Genomic DNA, 26,184 nt, shown 5'->3' on the forward strand with positions numbered 1-26,184 from the left:
GCACGGTTTTGTGACTACGCAGAACTCAGCACCAAGAAGATGCGGGGGAACTGCCCGAGGCGAAACAGCCGGCATTATCCGTGAATTTCGCCGTCCGGCTGGTGCGCGAGCCGCCAGGCGCGCGCTTCGCCGAAGTGGCCGCAGCCGATGAACGGAACGGGCGGGCGCAAGGCCGAAAGCGGCGACGGATGATTCGACATCAGCACCTTATGGCGGCCAATGTCGATCAACGCGCGCTTACTCTGGGCATGCGAGCCCCAGAGCATAAAAACAACAGGTTTCCCGCCGGCTGACACATGGCGGATGACCGCGTCGGTCAGCACCTCCCAGCCGCGGCCCGAATGGCTGGCCGGCTGCCCTTCCTCGACCGTGAGGCAGGTGTTGAGCAGCAGCACGCCGTGGGTCGCCCATTTCACCAGGCTGCCGCCGGGGTTCGGAAACGGCGGCGGCGGCGCCCCCAGGTCACGCTGGAGCTCCTTGAAGATGTTGCGCAGCGACGGCGGCAGCGCCACGCCGGGCGCCACGGAGAACGCGAGCCCCTCGGCCTGGCCGCGCCCGTGGTACGGGTCCTGCCCAAGGATGACGACGCGCACGTCTTCGGGCGGCGTCAGCTCCAGTGCGCGCAGCGGCTGCGGCGGGAAGATGACCGCGCCCGCATCGAGGCGCTCGCGCAGGAAACTGAGCAGTTTCTGGCCCACGATGCCGGCAAAGAAGCCGTCCACCAGCGGCTGCCAGCCTGGTGCCACGGGCCAGTCGGCCGGATCGCTGCTCGCCAGCTGATCGGGCCGGCTCATTTGAACAATGCGGCGAGCGCCTCGCCGGGTTCCTTGGCACGCATGAAGGCCTCGCCGACCAGGAAGGCGTGAACACCGGCCGCGCGCAAGGTTGCCACGTCTTCGCGCGTGGCAATGCCCGATTCGGTGACGGCCAGCCGGTCGGCCGGCAGCCCGGGCAGCAAGTCGATGGTGGCCTGGATCGACACCTCGAAATTGCGCAGGTTGCGGTTGTTCACGCCGATGAGCGGCGTCTTGAGCTTGAGCGCTCGCTCGAGTTCGGCGGCGTCGTGCACTTCGACCAGCACCGCCATGCCGAGCCCGCGCGCAATGGCTTCGTAGTCCTTCATCTGCGCGTCGTCGAGGCACGCGGCGATCAACAGGACGGCATCGGCGCCCATCGCGCGCGATTCGTACACCTGGTAGGCATCGACGATGAAGTCCTTGCGCAGCACCGGCAGGTCGCACGAGGCGCGGGCCTGCTTGAGGTAGTCGACGCCGCCCTGGAAGAACTGCTTGTCGGTCAGCACCGACAGGCAGGCCGCGCTGATCTCGCCGTCGCCCTCGGCATAGCTCTGCGCGATGTCGGCCGGAATGAAGTCTTCGCGCAGCACGCCCTTGCTCGGGCTGGCCTTCTTGACCTCCGCGATCACGGCGGCGTGGCCGGCGGCGATCCTGGCGCGCAGCGCGCCCTCGAAATCGCGCGTCAGCACGCGGCTTTCGGCGTCGAAGCGCACGGCTTCCAGCGGGCTTCTCTTCTGCGCTGCAGCAATTTCCTGCCGCTTGACGGCAATGATCTTGTCGAGGATGTCGGACATTTTTCTGCGTTCCTACCTGTTTTCCTGCTTCACGCGGCGGCCGTGGAGGCCTTGACCAGCTCGGCCAGCTTGGCGCGCGCCGCGCCTGATGCCACGGCCTCGCGCGCACGCTCGATGCCCGCGGCCATCGAATCGGCCACGTTGGCGGCATACAAGGCCGCGCCGGCGTTGAGCAGCACGATATCGAGTGCCGGGCCGGCCTGATTGTCGAGCACGCCGAGCAGCATGGTCTTCGACTGTTCGGGCGTTTCCACGCGCAGCGCGCGGTTGCTCGACATGGCAAAGCCGAAATCCTCGGGGTGCAGTTCGTATTCGCGGATCTCGCCGTCCTTGAGTTCGCCCACCATGGTGGCGGCGCCGAGCGAGATCTCGTCCATGCCGTCGCGGCCATACACCACCATCGCGTGCTCGGTGCCCAGGCGCTGCAATGCGCGCACCTGGATGCCCACGAGGTCGGGGTGGAACACGCCCATCAGGATGTTCGGCGCGCCCGCCGGATTGGTCAGCGGCCCGAGGATGTTGAAGATGGTCTTGATGCCGAGTTCCTTGCGCACCGGCGCCACATTCTTCATGGCCGGATGGTGGTTGGGCGCGAACATGAAGCCGATGCCCACCTGCTCGATGGAGCGCGCGATCTGCTCGGGCTGCAGGTTGATGTTGACGCCCAGCGACTCCAGCACGTCGGCGCTGCCCGACTTGCTCGACACGCTGCGCCCGCCGTGCTTGCTGACCTTGGCGCCCGCTGCGGCCGCGACGAACATCGAGCAGGTCGAGATGTTGAAGGTGTGCGAACCGTCGCCGCCGGTGCCGACGATGTCGACCAGATGCGTGGTGTCCTTCACGGGCACCTTGGTCGACACCTCGCGCATCACCTGCGCAGCCGCGGTGATCTCGCCGATGGTTTCCTTCTTGACGCGCAGGCCGGTGATCAGCGCCGCCATCATCACGGGCGAGCATTCGCCGCTCATGATGAGCCGCACGATGTGCAGCATCTCGTCGTGGAACACCTCGCGGTGCTCGATGGTGCGCTGGAGCGCTTCCTGGGGGGTGATCATGGAGAGTCTCCTCGGAGTTTTCAGGGGCCGGCGCGGCCGGCCGGCGCGTCCGTGAATGCAAGCTTGAGGCCGAAGCCGATGAACAGCACGCCCGCCGCGCGGTCGAGCCAGTGCATGCCCTTCTGCACGGCGCTCTTGCGCGCCATCCAGCCGGCAAACGCAGCCCATCCCACGATGACGGGAATGGAATTGAGGTTGAACAGCACGCCCAGCAGCACGAAGTACAGGCCCTTGCTGTCGGCGTCCGGCGCGATGAACTGCGGCACGAAGGCCAGGAAGAACAACGCGACCTTGGGGTTCAGCACATTGGTCCAGAAGCCGCCGAGAAAGATGGCCTTGAGCCCGCGCTCGCCCGGCGCGGCGGCCGCCTGCTGCAGATCGGCCGGCGCCTTGGCGCGCGATAACACCATGCGCACGCCAAGGTACAGCAGGTAGGCCGCGCCGACGTACTTGAGCACCGCGAAGGCCGCCGCCGAGGTGGCCAGCAGCGTGCCGACGCCCACCGCCGCCGCGAAGATGTGGACGAAGCAGCCGGTCAGAATGCCGAAGCCGCCGACGATGCCGGCGCGCACGCCGGAGCGCAGCGAGTTGGCGACGATGTAGAGCACGTCGGGCCCCGGCGTGAGGTTCAACAGCCAGCCGGCGGCGATGAAAGCGAGCAGATGCGGAAGATCGGGCATCGCACAGCTCCTTGAGGTTCAGGCGTTGAAGAAACCGCGGATGGCCGCCACGGCGTGGTCCACGCCGGCCGCATCGACATCGAGATGCGTCACGAAGCGCAGCCGATAGAGCCCGGTGGCAAGAATGCCCTGCCCGTTGAGGCTCGCGAGCAGTTCGGGCGAACGCGCCTTCGCCGCGCCCGTAAGGTCGACGAACACGATGTTCGTGTGCGGCGCCTCGACCTTCAGGCCCTCGATGCCTTCGAGCCCCTCGGCCAGGCGCCGGGCGAGTGCATGGTCGTCGGCGAGGCGGTCGATGTGATGGTCAAGCGCATGCGAGGCCGCCGCGGCAAGCAAGCCGGCCTGCCGCATGCCGCCGCCCGCCATCTTGCGGACGCGGTGCGCCCGCGCGATGAACTCGCGCGAACCGACCAGCGCCGAGCCGATGGGCGCGCCCAGGCCCTTGCTGAAGCAGACCGACACGCTGTCGAAGCACTGGGCGATGCGGCGGGCTTCGGCGCGGACGTCGCCGTTCTTGTTCAGCGCGGCCTGCGCGGTGGCCGCATTGAAGAGCCGCGCGCCATCGAGGTGTCGCTGCAGCCCCCTGCTCTTCGCCAGGTCCGTTGCCGCCTGCACGTATTCGAACGGCAGCAGCTTGCCGCCCAGCGTGTTCTCCAGCGCCAGCAGCCGTGTGCGCGCGAAGTGCGCGTCGTCGGGCTTGATGGCGGCTTCGATCTGCGCGAGCGGCAGCGTGCCGTCGGGTGCATGGTCGAGCGGCTGCGGCTGCACGCTGCCGAACACCGCGGCGCCGCCGCCTTCCCAGCGGTAGCTGTGCGCCTGCTGGCCGACGATGTACTCGTCGCCGCGCCCGCAGTGCGAAAGGATCGCGCACAGATTGCTCTGCGTGCCGGTCGGCACCAGCAGCGCCGCCTCGAAGCCCAGCAGCGCGGCGATCTTCTCCTGCAGCGCGTTGACGCTCGGATCGGTGCCGAAGACGTCGTCGCCGAGCGGCGCCGCCATCATGGCCTCGCGCATCGCCGGGGTGGGCTGCGTGACGGTGTCGCTGCGCAGGTCGACGAGGGTGGAGCGGTCTGTCATGGCGGGGTCAATCGAGAAAGTTCTTGAGCATCGCGTGGCCATGCTCGGTGAGGATCGATTCGGGATGGAACTGCACACCCTCGATGCGCGCGTCATGCGCAAAGCCGGTGTGCCGCACGCCCATGATCTCGCCGTCGTCGGTCCAGGCGGTGATGGCCAGGGCCTTCGGGCAGCTCTCGCGCTCGATCGAGAGCGAGTGGTAGCGGTTGACGATGAACTTCTCGGGCAGCCCCGCGAAGACGCCTTCCTGCGTGGTCGTGATCTCGCTGGTCTTGCCGTGCATCAATTGCTGCGCACGCACGATCGTGCCGCCGAAGGCCGCACCGATGGCCTGGTGGCCCAGGCACACGCCGAGGATCGGCAGCTTGCCCGCGAACTCCTTGATGGCCGCCACCGAAACGCCCGCTTCCGCCGGCGAGCAGGGCCCCGGCGACACCACGAGTCGCGTGACGCCCGAGGCAATCAGCTCGCCGATCTGCGCCACGGTGATCTCGTCGTTGCGGTGCACCTGGACATCCGCACCCAGCTCGCCCAGGTACTGGACGATGTTGTAGGTGAAGGAATCGTAGTTGTCGATCATCAGCAGTTTCATGGCTTGCTCACAATCCGGTGCACGCCCTTGACGACGGGGAACACGTTGAAGTTGATCAGAAGGCCCAGCTTGAGGCCCGAGAGACGCAGCGCGGCAAGCACCTGCGCGCGGTGCAGGTCGGTCAGCACGTCGACCGCCTTGAGCTCGACGATGACCGACTGCTCGACCACGAAGCCCGCGCGGTACACCTCGCCGAGCGAGCGGCCCTTGTAGCTGGCCGAGAGCGCCACGTCGCGGGCGAAGCCGATCTCGCGCTCGGCGAGTTCGATGGCCAGCGCGGCGGCGTAGGCCTCCTCGCCCAGGCCCGTGCCGAGCACGCGCTGCACCTCGACGGCGGCGCCGATGATCTCGTGCGAGAAGTCGTTCTGGATGTCGGGTGGGTTGCTCATTCCAGGCCTTCCTCGACCAGTTCGGCCGCCCGCAGGAGTGCGCGCGCCTTGGCTTCAGTTTCTTTCCACTCCAGCTCGGGCACCGAGTCGGCGACCACGCCGGCCGCGGCCTGCACGTGCAGCATCTGGTCCTTCACGATGCCGGTGCGGATGGCGATGGCCACGTCCATGTCGCCGGCATAGCTGATATAGCCGCAGGCGCCGCCGTAGAGGCCGCGCTTGGTGGGCTCGAGCTGGTCGATGAGCTCCATCGCATGCACCTTGGGCGCGCCGGTGAGCGTGCCGGCCGGGAAGGTGGCCTTGAGCACGTCGATGGCGGTCATGCCGTCCTTCAGCGTGCCTTCGACGTTGCTCACGATGTGCATCACGTGGCTGTAGCGCTCCACCGCGAAGGCCTCGGTCACCTTGACGGTGCCGGTCTTGGCGATGCGGCCGATGTCGTTGCGCGCGAGGTCGATCAGCATCACGTGCTCGGCGCGCTCCTTGGGGTCGTTGATGAGTTCTTCCTCGGCCGCCTTGTCGAGTTCGAGCGATGCGCCGCGCGGGCGCGTGCCGGCCAGCGGGCGGATGGTGATCTTCTGCTCGCCGTCACCGGTGTTCTCCTGGCGCACCAGGATTTCGGGCGAAGCGCCCACCACGTGGAAATCGCCCAGGTGGTAGTAGTACATGTAGGGCGAGGGGTTGAGCGAACGCAGCGCGCGGTACAGCGACAGCGGCGACTCGGTGTAGCGCTTGCTGATGCGCTGGCCCACCTGCACCTGCATGAAGTCGCCGGCGGCGATCATGTCCTTGGCGCGCTCCACGGCCGCGAGGTAGTCGGCCTTGGCAAAGCTGCGCTCGGGCGGATGCGGCTGCGTGGGCTTCACGACGGGCGCGCTCACCGAGTACTTGAGCTTCTCCTTCAGCTCGCGCAGGCGGCGCTTGCCCGCCGCATAGGCCTCGGGCTGCTTCGGGTCGGCATAGACGATCAGGTAGAGCTTGCCCGAGAGGTTGTCGATGACGGCCAGTTCCTCGCACTGCAGCAGCAGGATGTCGGGGCAGCCGAGCGCATCGGGCGGGCAGCTTTTTTCGAGCTTGCGTTCGATGTGGCGCACGGTGTCGTAGCCGAAGTAGCCCGCGAGGCCGCCGCAGAAGCGCGGCAGGCCGGGCCGCAGCGCCACCTTGAAGCGCTTCTGGTATTCGGCGACGAAATCGAGCGGATTGCCTGCGGCCGTCTCGACGACCTGGCCATCGGTCACCACTTCGGTCTTCGCCTCGGCACCGAAGCCGCTGGCGCGAAGCAGCGTGCGGGCGGGCAGGCCGATGAAGCTGTAGCGCCCGAAGCGCTCGCCGCCCACCACCGATTCGAGCAGGAAGCTGTGCTTGCCGCCGCCTTGGGAATGGGCGAGCTTGAGATAGAGGGAAAGAGGCGTTTCGAGGTCGGCAAAGGCCTCGGCCATCAGCGGAATGCGGTTGTAGCCCTGGGCGCTGAGGCTCTTGAATTCAAGTTCGGTGATCACGGATTCGTTCTCCAGTTGCCTGCCGGCGCTTCTTGGCCGGTGGCAAGGTCATTCACTGGTGGCCCGGAGTCGTGAAAAAAAGCGATCCGGTGCCGCGGGCGCACGGCGTGCGCCGTGCAATCAAACAGTCAGCGATGTATGGCGACGCCAGGGCCAGGCTCCCCGGCTGCCTTCACCTGTTTGAATGATGTGATGAACGAACATGGAGCGTGGAGTTTAGCCCACGAAAACGCCGCCGGGTGCAACCGCCCCCTTCAGGGTTCCCCCGAGGACCAAGAGTAAAACGAAAAGATACATTCGAACGATCGTTCGCAAATCAAGGAAGCCACGTGCCCGCTGCCCTTTCGCTCCCGACCCTGTTCTCCCGCCTGGCCATGCTGGCCTGCGTCTGGTCCGCGCTCGGTGCCTCGGCCGCGCAGGTCGACGTGGCCGGCGTCAAGCTGAACGACACCCTCGACCTGCGCGGCAGCACCTTGCAGCTCAACGGCGCGGAGGTGCGCTACAAGGCCGTCTTCAAGGTGTACGCGGCCGGGCTGTACATGGGCAAGAAGGTCTCCACGCCCGAGGAGGCGCTGGCCGCGCCCGGCCCCAAGCGCGTGGCCATCACCATGCTGCGCGACATCGATGCCGACGAGCTGGGCAGGTTCTTCACCAAGGGCGTGGAAGAAAACTCGCCGAAGAGCGAAATGGTCAACCTCATTCCGGGGCTGCTGCGCATGGGCCGGATGTTCTCCGACCAGAAGCAGCTCAAGGCCGGCGACACCTTCACCATCGACTGGCTGCCCGGCACGGGCACGCTGGTGACGGTGCGCGGCGTGCCGCAGCCCGATCCGGTGAAGGAGCCGGCGTTCTTCAACGCGCTGCTGCGCATCTGGCTCGGGCCGGCGCCGGCCGACTGGAAGCTCAAGGACGCGCTGCTCGGCAAGTAGCCGCGGCGCCGCGGCCTTCTCCCCAAATTCTTCAGGAAGCAGCCCGGTCGAACTCGGCGAGCGAATCCAGGAAGCCATCGGCATCGACGCCGCGTATCGGCTCGCCGTGGTTGTAGCCGTAGGTGACCAGTACCACCGGGCAGCCGGCGGCGCGTGCGGCCTTGGCGTCGTTGCTGGAGTCGCCGATCATCAGCGTGCGCGCGGGAACGACGCCCAGCGTCTCGCAGGTCTTCAGGAGCGGCAGTGGATCGGGCTTCTTGCGCACAAAGGCATCGCCGCCGAACACAACGTCGAAGAAGCCGTCGAGCCCCTTCGCAGCCAGCAGCGGCTTGGCGAACGAGGTCGGCTTGTTGGTGAGGCAGGCCAAGCGCAGGCCGCGCGAGCGCAGCGCCTTCAACCCCTCGACCACGCCCGGGTACACCGCCGAGTGCTGTCCGTTGATGGCGAGATAGTGGTGCTGGTAGCGTTCCCAGGCCTGGTCGAAGAGCGCCTGTGCGCGCGCGTGCAGCACCTCTGCGCCGGCGCCATCGGGAGCCGCCCTGCCGGATGACATCACATGCGCGAGCGCTGAAAGAATCAGGTGCTCCGAACCCTTGCCCACCATCTTCTCGATGGCAGCCGGCGCCACTGCAGGCAGGGAGAGGTCATCGAGCATATGGTTGAGCGACACCGCGAAATCGCCGAGGGTGTCGACCATGGTGCCGTCGAGATCGACGATGGTGGCATCGAAGCGCGTGAGGTCGTAGTGAATGGAGGTCAAGGACAAGGCCGCCGGAGTTGCAGGACGATGTCCATTTTGCCCCGGGCGGCCCCATCGGGCGCAGCCCCTTACTTGTTGCGCATCTCGTCGCGCAGCCGCTTGATCTGGTCGTGGTTGCGCTTGGCGCCCTCGGCCTGCTGCTGGATCAGCGCGCGCACATCGGCCGGCAGATCGGCCTTCAGTGCCTTGCGGTAGCGCGCCACCGCAGCGTCTTCACCTCGTTCGCACTCCTCGAGCATGGAGAGCCCGCTGTTGGCCCCCACCGAACCCTTTACGTGCACCCAGCCGCGGTGCATGGCGCCGGTCGCCGTGCCGCCCTTGTCGGGCGAGCCGCCGAAACGCTGGATGAGCTGGACCAGCTCTCCCGCCGCCTTGGCGCATTCGGCCGAGCGGCTCTGGAAGACCTGCTTGAGCTGGGGCGAGTCGACCTCCTCGGCGCAGGCGCGGAAGCCGTATTCGCCGTCGCGCGAGTTTTCGAGCAGATCGTTCAGCACCTCGACCACGTCCTCGGTGGTGGCGGTGTCCGCGGTGTTCGTGTGGTTGGCCATGTCTGACTCCTTCGTATGCCTCATCGACAGGGAGGCGGGTTGAAAATTGCCAGCAAAGGCGGTGCCGGAAGGCAGCCGCATTGCGCTGGTCCCAGGAGAAATGGTGTTCGAGTGAACGAGGACCGGTGTCGGTTTGGCCTGACGTCCGCTGTAAGTGTTCTTCGGGGCGCGCCCCCGGCCTGCGAATCCCCGCAGGCCTGCGGCCGGCGCGGGAATGCTGTTCTTGCCTACACGCGCGAGCCAGGAGCGCGCGAGAAATGAGGCTTGCAGCTTTTCGAAGGATCTACAGTCCCATGACTTCCACCACGCAGATCGATGCCCGCATCGTGGGCGATGTCGCCTTCCGTGCCGGCGATGGCCCACAGCTGAAGATCCCGAAGGGGAACTGCCAGATCCTGATGGCCGACGACAGCGTCGTGCTCACCTGGACCGAAGGCGGCCAGTCGCTGACCGCGGCCATTCCCAAGCTCGAATTCGACCGATACATCCAGGATGGCGCGATCGTCCTGGGCCGGGGCTGACCGCTCCGCCCCTGCGCTACTCCTCGCGCAGGCTGCTGGCGCGCGCGTCGAGCGCCTGCGCGTACGAAGCCGCTTCCTCCGGCGTCATGGAGCCCTCGAGGTCGGCCAGTTCGAGCCGTTCGAAGTCGTAGGAAATCCATTCGAGCAGGTGGGACTTCGGCATGTCGTCGAAGCTTTCGCTGTCGCTCCACGACTGCAGGCGCACGGGCGCGCTTTCCAGCAGCAGGCGCAGGTAGAGCGCGCGCGCAATCTTGATTTCCGCGATCTGGTGTGGATCGTCGATCAGCAGGCGCAGCTGCGCGAGCACCTGCTCGCAGTGCCGCACCCGGCGGTGCGACTCGCCGATCGCGGCTTCGCACGATGCAGGGCAGTCCGTCCTCGCCTGCCAGGCCAGGTGGAATTCGCGCGTGATCCGTGCGTAGGCAAGCTGCTGGAGCCCGTGGAGCGCGCAGTCAAGTTGGCCGTGCATGGCGTTGCGCCGAGCTCGCCTCAAGCGGGCTTGTTGCCGGCGTCCTCCGCTTCGTCGTCGTTGTCGTCGTGTTCTTCGTCCGTGCCGGCAAGCCCGGCGGCCGAGCCCGCGTCCTCGGTGCGGTCCGGCAGGATGTCCGCATCGGGCGCCGACGGCGGAGCGTCCGCCGAGGCACGCTCGCCGGTGCCCTCGGCATCGGTGCGGCTTTCATGCGCAATGGGAATGGCGCCTTCCGCGGCGTCTTCGGGAATGGCGCTGCGCTCGCGCGAGGTGCGCACGTCGCTTCCGCTGTCGCTCGTGTCGCTGGGGCCCAGGCTGTCGACGTCCTTGCCTTTGGGTTCCTCCGGCGGGCGTTCGCCTCCCAGGATGCTGCTCGTGGCCATGGCTTCCTTCGATGTTGAACAAAAGAACTGGATGGGTGCGAATCGCCAGACTGGACATCCGCAGCACCGGCCGGCGTAGGAAATGGGCGCATCCGGGGCGCAGCCATTCGCGGAGATTTGTTTGGCGCCCGGCGTTGCGTGCGGCAAACGCCGCCGTCGCGGCGCGGGGACGGGCGCTCGAGCCTTACTCCTACGCGGCGGGGAACCGTGGCCGGTAGCCTGAACGGCTCGCTTCCCAACCGCAGCAACCACCATCCCTGTCCAATGAAGAATTTCCGCTATCTCCTGATTGCCGGCGCCGTGACGCTCGGTGCCTGCTCCAACATGTCCGGCCCCACGCGCTCGGCCAGCCCGGCCGCCTCGGCGGACAACCGGCCCGATCCCACGATCCTGCTGGTGCCCGTGCGCATCGAAGACCCCGCGCTGGCCTCGGGCTGCTGGGCCCAGTTCTATACCGGGCGCAACTTCCAGGGCGACATGCTGACGCTGGTGGGGCCGGCCGAAGTCCAGAGCATGGACCGCGGCACCGCACGGCAGCTCAAGCGCGACATCGACAGCGTGAGCGTGGGCCCGCGCGCCACGCTGAAGGTGTACGAGCACGCGATGTTCAGGGACCGCACGGTCGACTTCCCGGCGAACAGCCGCGAGGGCGGCCTGATGCGCAAGCTCGGCTTCGGCGGCCGCATCGAGGCGATGAAGCTCGACTGCGCCTGAACGCGGCCGCTGCGCTCAGCCACCGCGCAGCGTGGCGTGCGGATGCAGCGGATGCGCCAGCGTGTCGGCAATGAGCCGCAGCGCCTGGTCGCACTGCTCGCGCGACATCGGACCGCCCAGGCAGATGCGCACCGCCTCGGGCGGATCGCCGTCGGTGGAGAAGGCCGCGCTCGCCACCACGCCGACGTTCTGCGTGCGCAGGTAGGAGGCGAATTCCACCGGACTCCAGCCCGGCGCGAGCGGCAGCCAGGCATGGAAGCCCTCGGGATGCGCCTGCAGCCCGCTGCCGCCGAGATGCCGCGCGGCCAGCGCCTGCCGCGCCATCGATTCGCCGCGCACGGCCTGCAGCATGGCCTCGGCGGTGCCGTCCTCGACCCACAAGGTGGTCAACGCGTTGGTGATCGGCGAGGCCATCACGGTGGTCGCGCGCATCGCGCCGGCCAGGCGCTGCGACTGGACCACGGTGGGCGAGCACACATACGCGCTGCGCAGGCCTGCGCCAAAGCATTTGGAAAACCCGCTCACGTAGTAGGTGAGCCCGGGCGCCAGCGTGGCGAGCGCGGCCGGCGTCTGGCGCGGCAGCATGCCGTAGGCGTCGTCCTCGATGATCGGCACCGCATAGCGCAGCGCCACGTCGGCCAGCGCTTCGCGCCGTGCGCGTGACACGGTGCCGGCGGTCGGGTTCAGCAGCGTGGGGTTGCAATAGAGCGCCTTGGGCTTGAGTGTCCTGCAGGCGTGCTCGAAGGCATCGGCAATGGGGCCGTCGTCATCGAGCTGCAGCGCATGCAGCTGCACGCCCAGTTGCGCCGCGATGGCCTTCACGCCCGGATAGGTGAGCGACTCCACGCAGATCAGCTCGCCCGGCCGCGCGAGCTGCGAGAACAGCGCCGTGAGCACGCCGTGGATACCGGGACACACGAGGATGCGGTCGATGCCCGCGTCGGGCACGAAGGGACGCAGCCAGTGCATCGCGGCCTCGCGGTCGTGCGCGGTGCCGCCGAAGTCCTGGTAGCGCAGCAGGTCGTGCAGGTTGGCCTCTGCGAGCGAGCGGCTGGCGCTGTCGTGCAGCCGCGCCATCAGGTGCGCATCGTCGGGCTCGGGCGGCATGTTCATGGTCATCTCGGAGCCGCTGCCGCCGCGCAGCCGCAGGCTCGGGCTGCCCGAGCGGATGAAGCTGCCGGTGCCGGCGCGCGAATCGATCAGGCCGCGCTTGCGCGCCTCGGCATAGCCGCGCGCCACGGTCGTGTAGTTGAGCTCCAGCTCGGCCGCGAGCTCGCGCAAGGTGGGCAGCCGGTCGCGCACGGCGAGGCGGCCGGTCTTGATGTCGTCTGCGATCAATTCGGCCAGCAGCAGGTAGGCCGGCTTGGCGGTGTTGCGCAACTGCTTGCGCCAGTGGGCGGTGATCGTGGTCATCGGCGGAGTTGATTGCATCCATTGATTGCATCGGGCCACCGATCAGGCACGCACGAATCGCGCCCGCGCCAGAGGGGCCGCACGCCTCGATCAGGTGCGATCAACTCCGTTGATCGGGTGCATTGATCGCATGGCGGATGCGTCTTTCCGGTGCAGGCGAGGCCGTGCCGGCCGCCTCTGCAGGGGTCTTTTCGTGCGCCCCAAAAAAGTTTTCGGGCGCCCAGGCCGCATCCCGGCGAATTGATCGCGCATTGATCGCATGCGCCGCACCGAGCGCTGGCACATCGCCTGCGAAGAGAAAGGCACGCAGGACCTGCGTTCATTCCCCTTTCAACCGGAGTACCCCATGCCCAAAGTCACCCGCCCCCGCAACGAGAAAGGCGAGTTCCTCGTCGACTATGAAGAGAAGGTGTTCGAAGACGTCAAGGCCGAGCCCGGCGAGAAGGCGCTCGTCACCTTCCACACCGTGGCCTTCGAGGGCTCGATCGGCTTCGTGAATCTGCTGCAGGCCACGCGCCTCAGGCGCAAGGGCTACGAGACCTCGGTCCTGCTGTACGGGCCCGGCGTGACGCTGGGCGTGCAGCGCGGCTTTCCGACGCTGGGCGACGAGGCCTTTCCGGGCCACCAGAACTTCAACAAGCAGATCAGCAAGTTCATGGAAGAAGGCGGCAAGGTGTATGCGTGCCGCTTCGCGCTGCAGGCGCTGTACGGCCACGGCGAAGGCGCGTTGATCGAGGGCATCACGCCGATCAATCCGCTCGATGTGCTGGACCTCGTGCTGCTGCACAAGAAGGCCGGCGCAGTGATCCTCGACACCTGGACGCTGTGAACATGTCCACCCCCAGTCTTCGCGCACTTCGTGTCGCTTCGCCAACCCCCTCGCCGGGGGCAACACCAGCAGCCCGGCAAAGCCGGTTCTGCGGTGTTCCCCGAATTGGCTTCGCTTCGCTTGCCGCTGCGGACAGGGGGTGACCATGAACTCTTCCCCACGCATCGTGCGTGCCGCGGCGATCCAGATCGCGCCCGACTTCGAACGGCCCGACGGCACGCTCGAGCGGGTGTGCGGCGCCATCGACGAGGCCGCGGCCAAGGGCGTGCAGCTGGCAGTATTCCCCGAGACTTTCGTGCCCTACTACCCCTACTTCAGCTTCGTGCTGCCGCCGGTGCTGCAAGGCGCGCCGCACCTGAGGCTGGCCGAGCGCGCGGTGGTGGTGCCGGGTCCGGTCACCCAGGCCGTGGCCGAGCGCGCGCGGCATCACGGCATGGTCGTGGTGCTCGGCGTGAACGAGCGCGATCACGGCAGCCTCTACAACACGCAATTGGTGTTCGACGCCGACGGCGCGCTGGTGCTCAAGCGCCGCAAGATCACGCCGACCTACCACGAGCGCATGGTCTGGGGCCAGGGCGACGGCGCCGGCCTCAAGGTGGTCGACACCGCCGCCGGCCGCGTCGGCGCGCTCGCCTGCTGGGAGCACTACAACCCGCTCGCGCGCTATGCCCTGATGGCGCAGCACGAGGAGATCCACTGCGCCCAGTTCCCGGGCTCGCTGGTGGGCCCGATCTTCGCGGAGCAGATGGAAGTGACCATCCGCCACCACGCGCTGGAGTCGGGCTGCTTCGTGGTCAACGCCACCGGCTGGCTCAGCGACGAGCAGATCCGCAGCGTGACGCCCGACGCCAACCTGCAGAAGGCGCTGCGCGGCGGCTGCCACACCGCCATCGTGTCACCCGAGGGCAAGCATCTTGCGCCGCCGCTCACCGAGGGCGAAGGCATGGTGGTGGCCGATCTCGACATGGCGCTGATCGCCAAGCGCAAGCGAATGATGGATTCGGTCGGCCACTACGCGCGGCCCGAGCTGCTGTCGCTCGCCATCAACGACCGGCCGGCGCAGACCACCGTGCCGATGCATCTCACGCAACCCCTCGCTCAACGGAGCTCCGACCATGACCACCACCACGACGACCCCGCCGGACAGCCGGCAGCTGATGACCGAGCTCCAGTCCTTCGGGTTGCGGCTGGTTGATCCTTCCGCCGGCGTGGCGAGCCGCCGCGGCGGCGCGGGCCCATCGGACCACAAGGCCGTGACGGTGGACGGCCACACGATCATGGTGCCGGTCCACACCTCGAGCGCCTGGCATTCGCCGTTCACGGCCGAGGCGCCCGATGCAGCGGGCATGAGCCGCGTGATGCGCGGCAGCATTCCCATTGCGAGCATCAGCTTTCCGAAGCAGCCGCGCTTCTACGCGATGCAGACCTTCGACGGCGTGCCCTACTCGCACATCGCCACGCTGCACGGCAGCGACGTGCTCGCCACCACCGTGCTGCAGAGCTGCATCCGCTACGAGAGCCGAAAGAAGAGCTGCAAGTTCTGCGCGATCGGCCAGTCGCTCGCGGCCGGCCGCACCATCGCGCGCAAGACGCCCGAACAACTGGCCGAAGTGGCGCGCGCGGCCGTGCTGCTCGACGGCGTGAAGCACATGGTGATGACCACCGGCACGCCCAACGCCACCGACCGCGGCGCGGCCATCCTGTGCGAGAGCGCTTTCGCGATCAAGGCCGCGGTCGATATCCCGATCCAGGGTCAGTGCGAGCCGCCCGACGACGACCAGTGGTTCCACCGCATGAAGGCCGCGGGCATCGACACGCTGGGCATGCACCTGGAGGTGGTCACGCCCGAGGTGCGCGAACGCATCATGCCGGGCAAGGCCAGCGTGCCCGTCTCGCGCTACATGAGCGCCTTCGAGGCGGCGGTGGGCGTGTTCGGGCGCGGCCAGGTCAGCACCTACATCCTGGCCGGCCTGGGCGACACGCGCGAGGCCATCCTCGACACCTGCGACCAGTTGCTCGCGCGCGGCGTGTACCCCTTCGTCGTGCCCTTCGTGCCGATCAGCGGCACGCCGCTCGAGGACCATCCCGCACCGTCTCCGGAATTCATGAAGTCGCTGCTCGCGCCGCTGGGCGAGCGCGTGGTGGCGGCCGGGCTGCGATCGGCCGACATCAAGGCGGGCTGCGGCAAGTGCGGCGCGTGCTCGTCGCTGTCGATCTACGAAAAAGAAAGCGAAAGCTGAACATGCTGTGCATCGACGACCTCAGCCAACTCGACCCGCACTACGCGCCGGTCGAATACCTGGTGCGCGAAGCGGCGCAGCAGTGGGAGCGCGACGAAGCCATGGCGCTGCGCCGCGCGGTGTTCTGCATCGAGCAGGGCATCTTCGCGCGAGATGACCGCGACGCCATCGATGGCCGTGCGCGGCTCCTGGTCGCCATGTCGTGCAACGCCGGCATGCCCGATCAGGTGGTGGGCACGGTGCGCATCCACCGCGGCGAGGCACCGGGCGAATGGTGGGGCTCGCGGCTGGCCGTGCATCCCGCGTTCCGCAGCCAGGGCCACCTGGGCGCCACGCTGATACGGCTCGCGGTGTCGCGCGCCAACGCGCTGGGCTGCGATGCGTTCTTCGCGCAGGTGCAGATGCAGAACGTGCCGCTGTTCCAGAAGCTCGGCTGGCAGCTGCTCGAGGAGAGCGCCATCCACGGCCGCCCGCATGCTCGCATGCAGGCCGGGCTCGCTTGCTACCCGCCCTGCCACGACCCGGTGAGCGGCTTCGTCACGCGCGCGAAGGGGCTGTCATGACGGATGTCCACGCCATCGCCGAAGCCCTGCGCGCCACGCGCGGCTTCGCCCACAAGCGCGACATCAGCGACGTGGTGTCGGCGCTGGGCCGGTCGCTGCCCGGCGGCCACGCAGCGCTTGCGCAGGCCGTGCCCATCGGCGACGACTGCGCGGCCATCCCCGACGGCCATGGCGGCTACCTGCTGTTCGCGATCGAAGGCATGGTGGAAGACTTCATCGTGCGCATGCCGTGGTTCGCGGGCTACTGCGGCGTGATGGTCAACGTGAGCGACATCTATGCAATGGGCGGCCGCCCGACGGCGGTGGTCGATGCACTGTGGAGTACGGGCATGAACCCAGCCGACGAGGTGCTGCGCGGCATGGCCGAGGCCTCGGTGCGCTACGGCGTGCCGGTGGTGGGAGGCCACAGCAACAACCGCAGCGAACGGCCGCAGCTGGCGGTCGCGATCCTTGGCCATGCGCGCAAGCTGCTCACGAGCTTCGACGCCAAGCCCGGCGACCTGCTGGTGATGGCGGTCGACCTGCGCGGCGCCTACGAGGAGCCCTTTCCCTACTGGAACGCATCGACCGCGGCGCCGGCCGCGCGGCTGCGCGCGGACCTCGAACTGCTGCCCTCCATCGCGGAAGACGGGCTGTGCCGCGCCGCGAAGGACATCAGCATGGCCGGCGCGGTGGGCACCGCGATGATGCTGCTCGAATGCTCGGGCGTCGGCGCGCGCATCGACCTCGATGCTTTGCCCAAACCCGGCGGCGTGCCGCTGCTGCGCTGGCTTTCTTCCTTTCTGAGCTACGGATTCGTGCTCAGCGTGCCGCCTTCGCAGATCGCGCCGGTGCTCGGCCGCTTCGCCGCGCGCGACATCGCCTGCGCGGTGGTCGGCGAGGTCGATTCGACGCGGCAGGTGCGGCTGCAGGCAGGCGGCAACGAGGCGCTGCTGTGGGACTTCAGCCGCGATGCCTTCATCCAGCCATCACAGGAGGCGCTCGCATGCCCGTGATGCACTTCCAGGTGCGCTGGCCAGATGCCAGCGAAACGCGCTGCTACTCGCCCTCTTCCGTGGTGCAGGAATTCTTCGCGCCCGGCGAACGCTATGCACTCGAAGACTTCCTGCGGCGCTCGCGCGAGGCGTTGGGCATCGCCTCCGAACGCGTGCGCGCCAAGTATGGCTTCGCGTGCTCGCAGGCCATGGACCAGCTCGCCGAGATCGAGCGCATCGCCACCCGCTTCACCGGCACCGCCGATGCCGAAGTCACCGTCGTCGCCTTCGATTGACGCGCACCACATCCAGAGAGAAAGAAAGAAGACCCCATGTCCTATCCATTTGGCGGACGCAGCCACTACAGCGTCATCGTCGTCGGCGGCGGCCAGGCCGGCCTGTCGCTGAGCCACTGCCTGCAGCAGCGCGGCATCGACCATCTCCTGATCGAGAAGCGCAGCCTCGTGCACAGCTGGCGCACGCAGCGCTGGGATTCGTTCTGCCTGGTCACGCCCAACTGGCAGTGCCAGCTGCCGGGCTGGGCCTACGCCGGCGACGATCCGCACGGCTTCATGGTGAAGGACCAGATCAACGAGTGGCTGGCCGGCTTCGTCGCTCACGTGAAGGCGCCGGCCATCGAGGGCGTGACCGTCGAGCGCGTGGCGCGCGTGCCCGGCACGGGCGAGCGCGACCGCTTCATGGTGCAGACCGACGCCGGCCTCTACACCGCCGACCAGGTGGTGGTGGCCTCCGGCGGCTACCACCGCCCGATCGTGCCGCGCCTGGCCGAGAAGCTGCCGCCGCACGTGGTGCAGTACCACTCGGCGCAGTACCGCAACCCGGCGCAGCTGCCCGAGGGTGCGGTACTGGTGGTGGGCTGCGGCCAGTCGGGTGCGCAGATCGCCGAAGACCTGCACCTGGCCGGACGCAAGGTGTACCTTGCCACCGGCGATGCGCCGCGCTGCGCGCGCTTCTACCGCGGCCGAGAAGTGGTCGACTGGCTGGCCGACATGAAGTACTACGACATGTCCGTGACCGAGCACCCGCTGCGCGAGGGCGTGCGCGACAACACCAACCACTACGTGACCGGCCGCGACGGCGGGCGCGACATCGACCTGCGGCGCTTCGCGCTCGAAGGCATGGAGCTGTATGGCCTGCTGACCGGCCTGGCCGGCGACGGCACGCTGGAGTTCCAGCCCAACCTGCGCGAGCACCTGGACAGCGCCGACGCCACCTACAACCGCATCAACGCCTCGATCGACAAGTTCATTGCCTCCCGGGGCATCGAGGCGCCGCCGCCCTCGATCTACACGCCGGTGTGGGAGCCGCCCGAGGAGCGCACGCGCCTGAACCTTGCCGAGGCGGGCATTGCGAGCGTGCTCTGGTGCATCGGCTTCTCGCCCGACTTCGAATGGGTGGATGCGCCGGTCTTCAACGGCCGCGGCGCGCCGGTGCACCAGCGCGGCGTGACGGGCGTGCCAGGGCTCTACTTCCTGGGGCTGCCCTGGCTGCACACCTGGGGATCGGGCCGCTTCTCGGGCGTGGCGCGCGATGCGGAGTTTCTTGCCGAAGCGATCCAACAGAGAAAGAACGCGGCAGCGGCAGGCCGGGCCGATACGCAGGAGGAGGAACCGGCCGGCGCCCAGCTGCACGCAGCAGCCTAGGTTCGCGGCCCGCCGCACGGCCCGGGCGCGCAGTTCAGGCCTGCTGCGCTTCGGTCAGCGCCTGCGCGGCCACCACCGCCTCGGTGCGGTTGCGCACGTTGAGCGCTCGGAAGATGGCCGCCAGGTGGATCTTGACCGTGCCTTCGCTGATGCCGAGGCTGCGGCCGATGAGCTTGTTGGGCTTGCCCTGCGAGAGCAGCTGCAGCACCTCGACCTGGCGCTCGGTGAGCACGCTGCGCAGGTGCTCGAGGGTCTGCGAGGAAGCGCCCGCCACGCGTGCTTCGCTCCCCTGCGTTGGCGCCACGCCGGCCACGATGCCGGGCGGCAGCGCCGTGAGCATCATCGGCGGCACGTACACGCCACCGGCCAGCACCAGCCGCACGGCCGACAGCATGACCTCGGGCGAATACGCCTTGGGAATGAAGCCGAGCACGCCGCGCTCCAGCGCGCTGCGCATGATGGCCGGGTCTTCGTAGCCCGAGAGCACGATGACCGGCACGGCCGGATGGCGGCGGCGGATTTCGTCGATGTGCGCCTGGCCATCGGCGCCGGGCATGTTGAGGTCGATCAGGGCCAGGTCGAGCTCGTCGGTGGCGCCGGCAAGCAATTCGTCGACGCTCATCGCCAGGACGAACTCGATGCCGGGCTCGAGCTCCGACAACTTGGCCTTGACCGCCTCGATGACGAGCCGGTGGTCGTCGGCGATCAGAATTTTCATGGCATGTCCTAGTGTCCCCGGGTGTCCCAGCGTGCGTGCATTGAACTCAGCGGATGCAGAAGATACCGGCGATTGCCCCGCGCAGCAAGCCGGTTTGCCCGACGAACGGCATAGTCCCCAAGCGATATGGCGCCCGCCGCCCGGCGTTCGGAAGATGGAATCCTTACTCGAAGGAACCGGGGACATGGGGATGTGCCATCGCAGCAGACGCCGGTGCAAGGCATCCTCCGCAATGCAGGCGCGGTGAGCGGGCGCGGTCATCCATGGTCCGGCTGCTCGACTGTTTTTCCGCATTCGTCTCCTTCGGCCTCGCCCTCGACGCATCGATTGCCGCCGGCCGCGCCGCGCCGCCCTCGCACGATGCCGCCCAGCAACAGGCGCGCCGGCTGCTCGATGCGGCCCGCGCCCGTGCATCGGGCCAGCCCGCCGCGCAGGTCGAATCGGCGGTCTTTGCGATGGTCGCCTGGATCGACGAAATCCTGGCGCGCCACCCTGGAGCGGCCGCGGGCGCGGCGCCGCTGCAGGTGCAGCTGTTCAATTCGAACAATGCGCACAGCGAGTTCTTCCATCACCTGTCCGCGCTGGGCGCCGAGGACGACGAGCTGCGCGAGGTCTACTGGCATGCGCTGGTGCACGGCTTCAAGGGCCAGTACTACTTCGAGAGCGATGATCGCGGCGAGCTCGGCAAGCTGAAGGAACTGCACGGCCGCCAGCTGCGGCTCAGGCCCCTGGCGCTCGGCAGCCTGGTGCAGGACCGCATCACGCCGCAGCCCTATGGCGTGGCGGATCCGCCGGGTCCACACGACCTGCACCGCCGCGACCGCACCCTGCTGCGCGCGGTCGGCGCGCTCGCGCTGCTGCTGCCACTGCTCTACCTGCTGTGGTGGCAGTGGCTGGCGGGGCCACACGCGGGCGAGCCGGGGCCGGCGCAGCGCATCGAGCAGCATCTTCAAGGCTATGCATGCGCCGATCTCTCGGCTTCCGCCGGCAAGGGCGGCAGGCTGCATGTGAGCGGCTTCGTCTCGCTGCCGGCCGACGTCGAGCGGGTGGAGCGCGAGGTGGTCGGCCTGCTGCCCGATGTGGGCTCGCCCACCTTCGATGTCAGGCTGCGCGTGTGGCCCCACTGCGAGGTGTTCGCCATCCTGAAGCCCTACCAGCTGCGCAATCGCGAGAAGGCCCACGGACTGGGCGTGACGGCCGTGACGGCCCGCGATGGCCGGCTGCGCGAAGGAGACGACGTGCGCATGCAGGTGGCCGCGCCCAGGCACGACAGCTACCTGTGGGTGGACTACTACACCGCCGACGGTTCGGTCATGCACCTGAACACCGGCCAGCCGATGCGGCTGCGCGCCGGCGAGAAGCTGGAGCTGGGCCGCGACATCCCGGCGAGCTGGCTGGTGGCCCCGCCCTTCGGCACCGTGCTGGTCACCGTGCTCTCGTCCCCCACGCCATTCGGCGGCGCCGCCGACCGGCCGCCGTATGAACTCGCTTCGGCCTATCTGCTGCGGCTGCGCGAGGCGCTCGCGGCCAACAAGGGCAACGAGCGGCTGCTGGCCGATTTCGAGTTCTTCGAAACCACCGCGCGTTGAGAACCCAAGCACGCTCCCCGCCATGCCCGCCGCGCTGTCGTCCGCCCATTTCTTCTGGCTCCTGCTCGCGCTGTGTCTGGCCGGTTTTGCACTGCTGTACGCAGCGGCCCGCGACGCCGGCCGCGGTGCGCGCCGCCGCGCGCTGCGCCGGCGCATTGCCGCGCTCGGCCCGCCGGCGGCCGAAACCGACGAAGCCGCGATCGAAGCCATGAGGGAAGCCATGTCGCACGCACGCCAGCTCCTGCGCCAGCCACCGCGGCAGCAAGCCGCCCCGGTGCCCTGGTTTCTCTTTCTCGGCGATGCGGCGGCCAACCTGCCGGGGCTGCTGGCGGCGGCCCATGCCGAGCACCTGGCACCTTCAGGCAGCGAGCCTTTCGGCGAACCCTACTGGCGCTGGTGGCTTACCGGCTCGATGACGGCCATCGAACTTCACCCGAGCGCCGTCAGCGACGTGTCCGCGGCGCCGCACACGCGCGCGCTGTGGCTCCAGGCGCTCCTCGCACTGGCCGAGCGGCGCGACCGCGTGCCGATCAACGGCGTGGTGGTCTGCGTGGCAGCGAGCGAACTGCTGCACCCGGCCGACGCAGGCATGAAGCCGCTGGCCAGCAGGATGCGCCGGCTGCTCGACGAGGCCGCGGACACGCTGCGCCTGCGGCTGCCGGTCTATCTGGTCGTGACCGGCCTGGAGCAGCTGGCCGGCTATGCGACGTTGCGCGGCGCGCTGCCACCCGAGGTGCTGGCGCAGGCCATCGGCCATCGCCTGGCCGGCGCCGCCGCCCATGGCGAGACGGCGGCCGAACGGCTCGATGCCCTGTTCGACCCCATGGCGCGGCAGCTGCATGCGCTGCGGATGGCTCTGCTGCGCGAACAGCCGGGCGCATCGGGCCGGCTCGCGATCCATGAGTTCATCGAGGCGGTGTGTGCGCTGCAACCCGCATTGCGCCAGCTGGCCGACGCCCTGTTCGAAAGCCAAGGCCGCGGCTCGCGCGGCCCGCGATGGCGCGGCCTCTATCTCACGGCCGCCGCATCGGGCGCGGCCGGCGGCGCGTTCGTGACCGACTTGTTCGAGCGCTTCCTGCCCGCCGACCAGCCGCTCGCGCGGCCTGGCCGTCCGCCAAACGCCAGCGCGGCAAAGGCATGAATGGACCGCAGGCAGGGATTATTTGCTGTCGATGCGGATCTGCCGGGCGCCGAAGGTCACGGTGAGCGTCTGCGGCTTGCCGGGCTCCACGGCGCGCACTTCGCGCCAGCGCGCACGGTCGAGGTCGCGGAACGCCGCCATCACGCCGATGGCCTTGGCATCGGCCGGCAGGGTGAGGTCGAGCTTCCGGCTTTCGCCCGGGCGCAGCAGCATCTCTTCGCGCTGCACCAGCTCGGCGCCGAGCGTGGCCTGGTCCTTTTCGAACAGCGAGAAGAAGTCGGCCCCTTCGAAGGGTCCGGGCGACTTCAACGCATAGATGCGCACCGTGAGCGGCGATGCGCGGCCGCGCGCATCGGGGTTGGCATCGGCACCGGCCGTGAGCGTGATCGACACCGGCGTGACCACGGGCTTGCTTGCGCAGCCTGCGATCAGGGCACCGGTCAATGCAAGGCCGGAGGCCAGCGCAAGGCGCCGCGAGACCGCAGCAAAAGAGCGTCCATAGGACGAATGGTGTGTACCCAGCGTGCGCATGCTATTCCCTTCGTTGCATTGACCGGTTCGGACGCATCTTTGATTATCACCAGCCAACTCGAACAGGCAACATGCTGACCAACGAACTTGTCGAAGCCCTGCTCACGCCCATCGGCGAGGCCTCGCCGTGCGGCGACGATCTGGAGTACGACGCGGCCTTTACCGCGCTCACCACCGCAGCGCAGGGCAAGCCCGAGCAGCAGTTCGGCGACACCGTCATTGCCGCGGTGGAGCCGGAGTGGCGTGAGGTGGCCGAGCAGTCGGACGCGATCCTGCGCCGCAGCAAGGACGTGCGCGCCGCCGTGCTGCTGCTGCGCGCATCGACGCGGCTGCAGGGCGTGGCCGGTTTCGTGGCCGGGCTCCAGCTCTTGATCGGCCTGCTCGACAAGTTCTGGGACGGCATACATCCAAAGCTCGATGCCGACGACGACAACGATCCGACCATGCGCCTGAACGCGCTCGCGCCGCTGACCGACGAGGCCATGGGCCTGCGCGACCTGTACGACGCGCAGGTGGGCGTGGCGCCCGGCGTGGGCGCGATCCGCGTGCGCGACATCGCGGTGGCCAACAATGCATTGAATGCGGTGGGCGGCGAAGCCACCTATTCGCCGGCACAGATCCAGGGCGGCCTCGAAGCGCTCCATGCCGAGCGGCCCGAGCTGATCCAGGCCGCCATCGGCGTGCCCAGCCTGGTCGAGAAGCTGCAGGCCCTGCTGGTGGAGCGCACCGGCCGCTCCGACGCAATCGACCTCTCCCCGCTGCGCGCCATCGGCCGCATGCTGCAGAAGGCCTGCAGCGCCGCCATCGGTGCACCCGAAGAAGCCGGCGCCGCCGAAGAGATGGAAGGCGATGCGTTGCAGGCCGGCGGCGCGCCCCGGCCCGCTGCCGCCCGCGGCGAGATCCAGAGCCGGCAGGACGCACTGCAGATGCTGGACCGCGTGATCCGCTTTCTCGAACAGACCGAGCCCGGCAACCCCGCGCCGCTCCTGATCGAGCGCGCCAAGAAGCTCATCGGCGTGAGCTTCCTCGAAATCATGGCCAACCTCGCGCCCGGCGCGCTGGACACGATCGAGACCGTGACCGGCAAGCGCCCGTCCGAATAGCCGCCTTTTTCCGTTCCCGCTTTTTTTTCCTGTTGATCGAACCGCCCCATCTACCCCCGCAAGGAGCATCGCCATGGCCAAGAGCAGTCAGAAATTCATCGCCCGCAACCGGGCGCCACGCGTGCAGATCGAATACGACGTGGAACTCTACGGCGCCGAGAAGAAGATCCAGCTGCCCTTCGTGATGGGCGTGCTGGCCGATCTGTCGGGCAAGCCGGCCGATCCGCTCGCGCCCGTGGCCGACCGCAAGTTCCTCGAGTTCGACGTCGACAACTTCGACTCGCGCATGAAGGCCATGAAGCCGCGCGCCGCCTTTGCGGTGGAGAACTCGCTGACCGGCGAAGGCGAACTCAAGGTCGAGCTCACCTTCGAGAACATGGAAGATTTCTCGCCCGCCGCCGTGGCCAGGAAGGTCGGTGCGCTCGACAAGCTGCTCGAGGCGCGCACCCAGCTGTCGAACCTCGTGACCTACATGGACGGCAAGAACGGCGCCGAGGAACTGCTGGCCAAGGTGCTCGAAGACCCGGCCCTGCTGCAGTCGCTGGCGGCCACCGCCAAGCCCGACGACGAAGCGGCCAAGCCGGCCGCCTGATCCCCAACACCCGACACACCGGACCCCGAGGAGAACCACCATGGCCGAAGCACTCGAGCAGAGCGCACTCAAGGATGTCGCCTATGCGGGCAGCGATTTTTCGTCGCTCCTGCAAAAGGAATTCAAGCCGCGCAGCGACGAAGCCAAGAGCGCCGTCGAAGCCGCGGTGCTCACGCTCGCGCAGCAGGCGCTGAGCAACAGCACCGTCATCGGCAAGGACGTGACCAAGTCGATCCAGTCGATGATCGCCGCGATCGACGCCAAGCTGACCGACCAGGTCAACAAGATCATCCATCACCCCGACTACCAGAAGCTCGAGAGTGCGTGGCGCGGCCTGCACTACATGGTGAACAACACCGAGACCGACGAGCACCTGAAGATCCGGGTGATGGACATCTCGAAGACGGACCTCGCCAAGAGCCTGAAGAAGTTCAAGGGCGCGGCCTGGGACCAGAGCCCGATGTTCAAGAAGATCTACGAACAGGAATACGGCCAGTTCGGCGGCGAGCCCTTCGGCGCGCTGGTGGGCGACTACCACTTCGACCAGAGCCCGCCCGACATCGAGCTGCTCGGCGAGATGTCCAAGATCGCGGCCTCGGCGCATGCGCCCTTCATCACCGGCGCGAGCCCCAACCTGATGCAGATGGAATCGTGGCAGGAGCTCGCCAACCCGCGCGACCTGACCAAGATCTTTCTCACGCCCGAGTACGCCGGCTGGCGGTCGCTGCGCGACTCCGACGACGCCAAGTACCTGGGCCTGTGCATGCCGCGCTTCCTGGCGCGCACGCCCTACGGCGCCAACACCAATCCGGTGGAGGAATTCGACTTCGAGGAAGACACCGCCGGCGCCGACCACAGCAAGTACGCCTGGGCCAACGCAGCCTATGCGATGGCCACCAACATCAACCGCTCCTACAAGCTGTACGGCTGGGGTTCGCGCATCCGCGGCATCGAATCGGGCGGCGCGGTGGAGAACCTGCCGTTGCACACCTTCCCGAGCGACGACGGCGGCGTGGACCAGAAGTGCCCGACCGAGATCGCCATCAGCGACCGGCGCGAGGCGGAGCTGTCGAAGGCCGGCCTGCTCTCGCTCATCCATCGCAAGAACTCCGACTTCGCGGCCTTCATCGGCGCACAGTCGCTGCACAAGCCGGCCGAGTACGACGACCCGGACGCCACGGCCAACGCCAACCTGGCGGCCCGCCTGCCCTACCTCTTTGCCTGCAACCGCTTCGCGCACTACCTGAAGTGCATCGTGCGCGACAAGGTCGGCAGCTTCAAGGAGCGCGACGACATGCAGCGCTGGCTCAACAAGTGGATCATGAACTACGTGGACGGCGACCCCGTCAACTCCTCCGAGGAAACCAAGGCCAGGAAGCCCCTGGCCGCGGCCGAGGTGGTGGTGGAAGAGGTCGAGGGCAACCCCGGCTACTACACCTCCAAGTTCTTCCTGCGCCCACACTACCAGCTCGAAGGCCTCACGGTGTCGCTGCGGCTGGTGTCGAAGCTGCCCTCGGGCAAGGGCGCCAAGTAGCAGGCGGCATATGCCTTCGGTGGGCCTTTGAAATCGGGGCCCATTGCTCGTTCTCTCCATAGCTCCCGGGCACCAACGCCGATCAG

30 protein-coding genes are annotated in these 26,184 nt (G+C 68.1%); 15 read left to right on the top strand and 15 right to left on the bottom strand.

Features of this window, described 5'->3' with window-relative positions:
• Positions 1 to 74 precede the first annotated feature (74 nt).
• From L1081_RS17305 to trpE, 8 genes are read right to left on the bottom strand one after another with little or no spacing between them, the layout of a single operon-like run.
• Positions 75 to 794 carry a uracil-DNA glycosylase gene (locus L1081_RS17305; RefSeq protein WP_489413268.1) on the bottom strand — a complete coding sequence of 240 codons (720 nt, stop codon included), beginning with the start codon at positions 792 to 794 and terminating at the stop codon, positions 75 to 77.
• Entirely contained in the window at positions 791 to 1,591 is an 801-nt protein-coding gene (trpC, locus tag L1081_RS17310; RefSeq protein WP_489413269.1) for an indole-3-glycerol phosphate synthase TrpC, read from the bottom strand. Before trpC ends, L1081_RS17305 begins: the two co-directional genes overlap by 4 nt.
• Before the next feature lie 29 nt (positions 1,592 to 1,620).
• Positions 1,621 to 2,646, bottom strand: coding sequence for an anthranilate phosphoribosyltransferase (trpD, locus tag L1081_RS17315; protein ID WP_489413270.1), 1,026 nt, complete (start codon positions 2,644 to 2,646; stop codon positions 1,621 to 1,623).
• Between the two features lie 20 nt (positions 2,647 to 2,666).
• The gene (locus L1081_RS17320; RefSeq protein ID WP_489413271.1) at positions 2,667 to 3,326 is read right to left on the bottom strand and encodes a LysE family transporter; all 660 of its coding nucleotides are present in this window, start codon (positions 3,324 to 3,326) and stop codon (positions 2,667 to 2,669) included.
• A gap of 18 nt (positions 3,327 to 3,344) precedes the next feature.
• Positions 3,345 to 4,403: a low-specificity L-threonine aldolase gene (ltaE, locus tag L1081_RS17325; protein ID WP_489413272.1), complete on the bottom strand. Its 1,059-nt coding sequence runs from the start codon at positions 4,401 to 4,403 to the stop codon at positions 3,345 to 3,347.
• A gap of 7 nt (positions 4,404 to 4,410) precedes the next feature.
• A complete protein-coding gene (locus tag L1081_RS17330) occupies positions 4,411 to 4,995 on the bottom strand; it encodes a glutamine amidotransferase-related protein (protein ID WP_489413273.1) in 585 nt (194 codons plus the stop codon).
• Positions 4,992 to 5,384, bottom strand: coding sequence for a GxxExxY protein (locus tag L1081_RS17335; protein ID WP_489413274.1), 393 nt, complete (start codon positions 5,382 to 5,384; stop codon positions 4,992 to 4,994). The genes L1081_RS17330 and L1081_RS17335 overlap by 4 nt, the downstream gene beginning before the upstream one ends.
• Positions 5,381 to 6,883, bottom strand: a complete 1,503-nt coding sequence (gene trpE, locus L1081_RS17340; RefSeq protein WP_489413275.1) for an anthranilate synthase component I — start codon at positions 6,881 to 6,883, stop codon at positions 5,381 to 5,383. The genes L1081_RS17335 and trpE overlap by 4 nt, the downstream gene beginning before the upstream one ends.
• A gap of 329 nt (positions 6,884 to 7,212) precedes the next feature.
• On the opposite strand from trpE, the gene L1081_RS17345 reads away from it, so the two are divergent.
• Complete coding sequence (locus L1081_RS17345; protein WP_489413276.1) at positions 7,213 to 7,812, top strand: chalcone isomerase family protein; 600 nt, start codon at positions 7,213 to 7,215, stop codon at positions 7,810 to 7,812.
• 31 nt (positions 7,813 to 7,843) lie between these two features.
• On the opposite strand, the gene gph is transcribed toward L1081_RS17345, so the two are convergent.
• Complete coding sequence (gene gph, locus L1081_RS17350) at positions 7,844 to 8,572, bottom strand: phosphoglycolate phosphatase (RefSeq protein WP_489413277.1); 729 nt, start codon at positions 8,570 to 8,572, stop codon at positions 7,844 to 7,846.
• A 68-nt stretch (positions 8,573 to 8,640) separates the two neighbouring features.
• Complete coding sequence (locus tag L1081_RS17355) at positions 8,641 to 9,120, bottom strand: PA2169 family four-helix-bundle protein (RefSeq protein ID WP_489413278.1); 480 nt, start codon at positions 9,118 to 9,120, stop codon at positions 8,641 to 8,643.
• Between the two features lie 293 nt (positions 9,121 to 9,413).
• On the opposite strand from L1081_RS17355, the gene L1081_RS17360 reads away from it, so the two are divergent.
• Positions 9,414 to 9,641, top strand: coding sequence for a hypothetical protein (locus tag L1081_RS17360; protein ID WP_489413279.1), 228 nt, complete (start codon positions 9,414 to 9,416; stop codon positions 9,639 to 9,641).
• Positions 9,642 to 9,657: 16 nt separating this feature from the next.
• On the opposite strand, the gene L1081_RS17365 is transcribed toward L1081_RS17360, so the two are convergent.
• Entirely contained in the window at positions 9,658 to 10,110 is a 453-nt protein-coding gene (locus tag L1081_RS17365) for a hypothetical protein (protein WP_489413280.1), read from the bottom strand.
• A 20-nt stretch (positions 10,111 to 10,130) separates the two neighbouring features.
• Positions 10,131 to 10,493, bottom strand: a complete 363-nt coding sequence (locus L1081_RS17370) for a hypothetical protein (protein WP_489413281.1) — start codon at positions 10,491 to 10,493, stop codon at positions 10,131 to 10,133.
• Positions 10,494 to 10,757: 264 nt separating this feature from the next.
• Here L1081_RS17370 and L1081_RS17375 point away from each other — a divergent pair, with 264 nt between their 5' ends.
• Positions 10,758 to 11,207 carry a beta/gamma crystallin domain-containing protein gene (locus L1081_RS17375; protein ID WP_489413282.1) on the top strand — a complete coding sequence of 150 codons (450 nt, stop codon included), beginning with the start codon at positions 10,758 to 10,760 and terminating at the stop codon, positions 11,205 to 11,207.
• A 15-nt stretch (positions 11,208 to 11,222) separates the two neighbouring features.
• Here L1081_RS17375 and L1081_RS17380 read toward each other — a convergent pair whose 3' ends face one another.
• On the bottom strand, positions 11,223 to 12,620 hold the full coding sequence (locus L1081_RS17380; protein WP_489413283.1) for an aminotransferase class I/II-fold pyridoxal phosphate-dependent enzyme: 1,398 nt from the start codon (positions 12,618 to 12,620) through the stop codon (positions 11,223 to 11,225).
• Positions 12,621 to 12,966: 346 nt separating this feature from the next.
• On the opposite strand from L1081_RS17380, the gene L1081_RS17385 reads away from it, so the two are divergent.
• The 7 genes from L1081_RS17385 (at position 12,967) to L1081_RS17415 (ending at position 18,890) form a co-directional block, all read left to right on the top strand.
• A complete protein-coding gene (locus L1081_RS17385; RefSeq protein ID WP_018904096.1) occupies positions 12,967 to 13,449 on the top strand; it encodes an MSMEG_0572/Sll0783 family nitrogen starvation response protein in 483 nt (160 codons plus the stop codon).
• A 145-nt stretch (positions 13,450 to 13,594) separates the two neighbouring features.
• Positions 13,595 to 14,644 carry a Nit6803 family nitrilase gene (locus L1081_RS17390; protein ID WP_489413284.1) on the top strand — a complete coding sequence of 350 codons (1,050 nt, stop codon included), beginning with the start codon at positions 13,595 to 13,597 and terminating at the stop codon, positions 14,642 to 14,644.
• The gene (locus L1081_RS17395) at positions 14,607 to 15,689 is read left to right on the top strand and encodes an MSMEG_0568 family radical SAM protein (RefSeq protein ID WP_489416808.1); all 1,083 of its coding nucleotides are present in this window, start codon (positions 14,607 to 14,609) and stop codon (positions 15,687 to 15,689) included. Before L1081_RS17390 ends, L1081_RS17395 begins: the two co-directional genes overlap by 38 nt.
• Before the next feature lie 2 nt (positions 15,690 to 15,691).
• Positions 15,692 to 16,252, top strand: a complete 561-nt coding sequence (locus tag L1081_RS17400) for an MSMEG_0567/Sll0786 family nitrogen starvation N-acetyltransferase (RefSeq protein WP_489413285.1) — start codon at positions 15,692 to 15,694, stop codon at positions 16,250 to 16,252.
• On the top strand, positions 16,249 to 17,247 hold the full coding sequence (locus L1081_RS17405; RefSeq protein WP_489413286.1) for a sll0787 family AIR synthase-like protein: 999 nt from the start codon (positions 16,249 to 16,251) through the stop codon (positions 17,245 to 17,247). The genes L1081_RS17400 and L1081_RS17405 overlap by 4 nt, the downstream gene beginning before the upstream one ends.
• Positions 17,238 to 17,522 carry an MSMEG_0570 family nitrogen starvation response protein gene (locus tag L1081_RS17410; protein WP_489413287.1) on the top strand — a complete coding sequence of 95 codons (285 nt, stop codon included), beginning with the start codon at positions 17,238 to 17,240 and terminating at the stop codon, positions 17,520 to 17,522. Before L1081_RS17405 ends, L1081_RS17410 begins: the two co-directional genes overlap by 10 nt.
• A gap of 36 nt (positions 17,523 to 17,558) precedes the next feature.
• On the top strand, positions 17,559 to 18,890 hold the full coding sequence (locus L1081_RS17415; protein ID WP_489413288.1) for an MSMEG_0569 family flavin-dependent oxidoreductase: 1,332 nt from the start codon (positions 17,559 to 17,561) through the stop codon (positions 18,888 to 18,890).
• 34 nt (positions 18,891 to 18,924) lie between these two features.
• On the opposite strand, the gene L1081_RS17420 is transcribed toward L1081_RS17415, so the two are convergent.
• Complete coding sequence (locus L1081_RS17420; RefSeq protein ID WP_489413289.1) at positions 18,925 to 19,608, bottom strand: response regulator; 684 nt, start codon at positions 19,606 to 19,608, stop codon at positions 18,925 to 18,927.
• Between the two features lie 263 nt (positions 19,609 to 19,871).
• Here L1081_RS17420 and L1081_RS17425 point away from each other — a divergent pair, with 263 nt between their 5' ends.
• Together L1081_RS17425 and L1081_RS17430 are read left to right on the top strand one after the other, a co-directional pair.
• Complete coding sequence (locus tag L1081_RS17425; RefSeq protein ID WP_489413290.1) at positions 19,872 to 21,197, top strand: DotU family type IV/VI secretion system protein; 1,326 nt, start codon at positions 19,872 to 19,874, stop codon at positions 21,195 to 21,197.
• A gap of 22 nt (positions 21,198 to 21,219) precedes the next feature.
• On the top strand, positions 21,220 to 22,338 hold the full coding sequence (locus L1081_RS17430) for a type VI secretion protein IcmF/TssM N-terminal domain-containing protein (RefSeq protein ID WP_489413291.1): 1,119 nt from the start codon (positions 21,220 to 21,222) through the stop codon (positions 22,336 to 22,338).
• 18 nt (positions 22,339 to 22,356) lie between these two features.
• Here the strand turns inward: L1081_RS17430 and tssJ are convergent, their stop codons facing one another.
• Positions 22,357 to 22,869 (bottom strand): type VI secretion system lipoprotein TssJ, encoded by a 513-nt coding sequence (gene tssJ, locus L1081_RS17435; protein WP_489413292.1) that lies wholly within the window; start codon positions 22,867 to 22,869, stop codon positions 22,357 to 22,359.
• 71 nt (positions 22,870 to 22,940) lie between these two features.
• On the opposite strand from tssJ, the gene tssA reads away from it, so the two are divergent.
• The 3 genes from tssA to tssC all read left to right on the top strand — a co-directional run bounded on the left by tssA (position 22,941) and on the right by tssC (position 26,098).
• Positions 22,941 to 23,972, top strand: a complete 1,032-nt coding sequence (gene tssA, locus L1081_RS17440) for a type VI secretion system protein TssA (protein ID WP_489413293.1) — start codon at positions 22,941 to 22,943, stop codon at positions 23,970 to 23,972.
• 73 nt (positions 23,973 to 24,045) lie between these two features.
• A complete protein-coding gene (gene tssB / locus L1081_RS17445; protein ID WP_012745713.1) occupies positions 24,046 to 24,564 on the top strand; it encodes a type VI secretion system contractile sheath small subunit in 519 nt (172 codons plus the stop codon).
• 40 nt (positions 24,565 to 24,604) lie between these two features.
• On the top strand, positions 24,605 to 26,098 hold the full coding sequence (tssC, locus tag L1081_RS17450; protein WP_047787128.1) for a type VI secretion system contractile sheath large subunit: 1,494 nt from the start codon (positions 24,605 to 24,607) through the stop codon (positions 26,096 to 26,098).
• Positions 26,099 to 26,184 lie beyond the last annotated feature (86 nt).

It is taken from the genome of Variovorax sp. MSC1_012 (assembly GCF_023667525.1).
Taxonomy (GTDB): Bacteria; Pseudomonadota; Gammaproteobacteria; order Burkholderiales; family Burkholderiaceae_C; genus Variovorax; species Variovorax beijingensis_B.

Bases quoted from the DNA above. Each gene is read 5' to 3' on its own strand.
- L1081_RS17415 (WP_489413288.1), top strand. From the start codon at position 17,559: ATGTCCTATCCATTTGGCGGACGCAGCCACTACAGCGTCATCGTCGTC.
- L1081_RS17395 (WP_489416808.1), top strand. From the start codon at position 14,607: ATGACCGAGCTCCAGTCCTTCGGGTTGCGGCTGGTTGATCCTTCCGCC.
- L1081_RS17360 (WP_489413279.1), top strand. From the start codon at position 9,414: ATGACTTCCACCACGCAGATCGATGCCCGCATCGTGGGCGATGTCGCC.
- L1081_RS17370 (WP_489413281.1), bottom strand. From the start codon at position 10,493: ATGGCCACGAGCAGCATCCTGGGAGGCGAACGCCCGCCGGAGGAACCC.
- L1081_RS17380 (WP_489413283.1), bottom strand. From the start codon at position 12,620: ATGACCACGATCACCGCCCACTGGCGCAAGCAGTTGCGCAACACCGCC.
- tssB (WP_012745713.1), top strand. From the start codon at position 24,046: ATGGCCAAGAGCAGTCAGAAATTCATCGCCCGCAACCGGGCGCCACGC.
- L1081_RS17385 (WP_018904096.1), top strand. From the start codon at position 12,967: ATGCCCAAAGTCACCCGCCCCCGCAACGAGAAAGGCGAGTTCCTCGTC.
- L1081_RS17320 (WP_489413271.1), bottom strand. From the start codon at position 3,326: ATGCCCGATCTTCCGCATCTGCTCGCTTTCATCGCCGCCGGCTGGCTG.
- L1081_RS17410 (WP_489413287.1), top strand. From the start codon at position 17,238: ATGCCCGTGATGCACTTCCAGGTGCGCTGGCCAGATGCCAGCGAAACG.
- tssA (WP_489413293.1), top strand. From the start codon at position 22,941: ATGCTGACCAACGAACTTGTCGAAGCCCTGCTCACGCCCATCGGCGAG.
- trpC (WP_489413269.1), bottom strand. From the start codon at position 1,591: ATGTCCGACATCCTCGACAAGATCATTGCCGTCAAGCGGCAGGAAATT.
- L1081_RS17375 (WP_489413282.1), top strand. From the start codon at position 10,758: ATGAAGAATTTCCGCTATCTCCTGATTGCCGGCGCCGTGACGCTCGGT.
- L1081_RS17425 (WP_489413290.1), top strand. From the start codon at position 19,872: ATGGTCCGGCTGCTCGACTGTTTTTCCGCATTCGTCTCCTTCGGCCTC.
- L1081_RS17430 (WP_489413291.1), top strand. From the start codon at position 21,220: ATGCCCGCCGCGCTGTCGTCCGCCCATTTCTTCTGGCTCCTGCTCGCG.
- L1081_RS17330 (WP_489413273.1), bottom strand. From the start codon at position 4,995: ATGAAACTGCTGATGATCGACAACTACGATTCCTTCACCTACAACATC.
- L1081_RS17390 (WP_489413284.1), top strand. From the start codon at position 13,595: ATGAACTCTTCCCCACGCATCGTGCGTGCCGCGGCGATCCAGATCGCG.
- L1081_RS17305 (WP_489413268.1), bottom strand. From the start codon at position 794: ATGAGCCGGCCCGATCAGCTGGCGAGCAGCGATCCGGCCGACTGGCCC.
- L1081_RS17335 (WP_489413274.1), bottom strand. From the start codon at position 5,384: ATGAGCAACCCACCCGACATCCAGAACGACTTCTCGCACGAGATCATC.
- tssJ (WP_489413292.1), bottom strand. From the start codon at position 22,869: ATGCGCACGCTGGGTACACACCATTCGTCCTATGGACGCTCTTTTGCT.
- L1081_RS17420 (WP_489413289.1), bottom strand. From the start codon at position 19,608: ATGAAAATTCTGATCGCCGACGACCACCGGCTCGTCATCGAGGCGGTC.
- tssC (WP_047787128.1), top strand. From the start codon at position 24,605: ATGGCCGAAGCACTCGAGCAGAGCGCACTCAAGGATGTCGCCTATGCG.
- L1081_RS17355 (WP_489413278.1), bottom strand. From the start codon at position 9,120: ATGGCCAACCACACGAACACCGCGGACACCGCCACCACCGAGGACGTG.
- trpD (WP_489413270.1), bottom strand. From the start codon at position 2,646: ATGATCACCCCCCAGGAAGCGCTCCAGCGCACCATCGAGCACCGCGAG.
- ltaE (WP_489413272.1), bottom strand. From the start codon at position 4,403: ATGACAGACCGCTCCACCCTCGTCGACCTGCGCAGCGACACCGTCACG.
- L1081_RS17405 (WP_489413286.1), top strand. From the start codon at position 16,249: ATGACGGATGTCCACGCCATCGCCGAAGCCCTGCGCGCCACGCGCGGC.
- L1081_RS17400 (WP_489413285.1), top strand. From the start codon at position 15,692: ATGCTGTGCATCGACGACCTCAGCCAACTCGACCCGCACTACGCGCCG.
- L1081_RS17365 (WP_489413280.1), bottom strand. From the start codon at position 10,110: ATGCACGGCCAACTTGACTGCGCGCTCCACGGGCTCCAGCAGCTTGCC.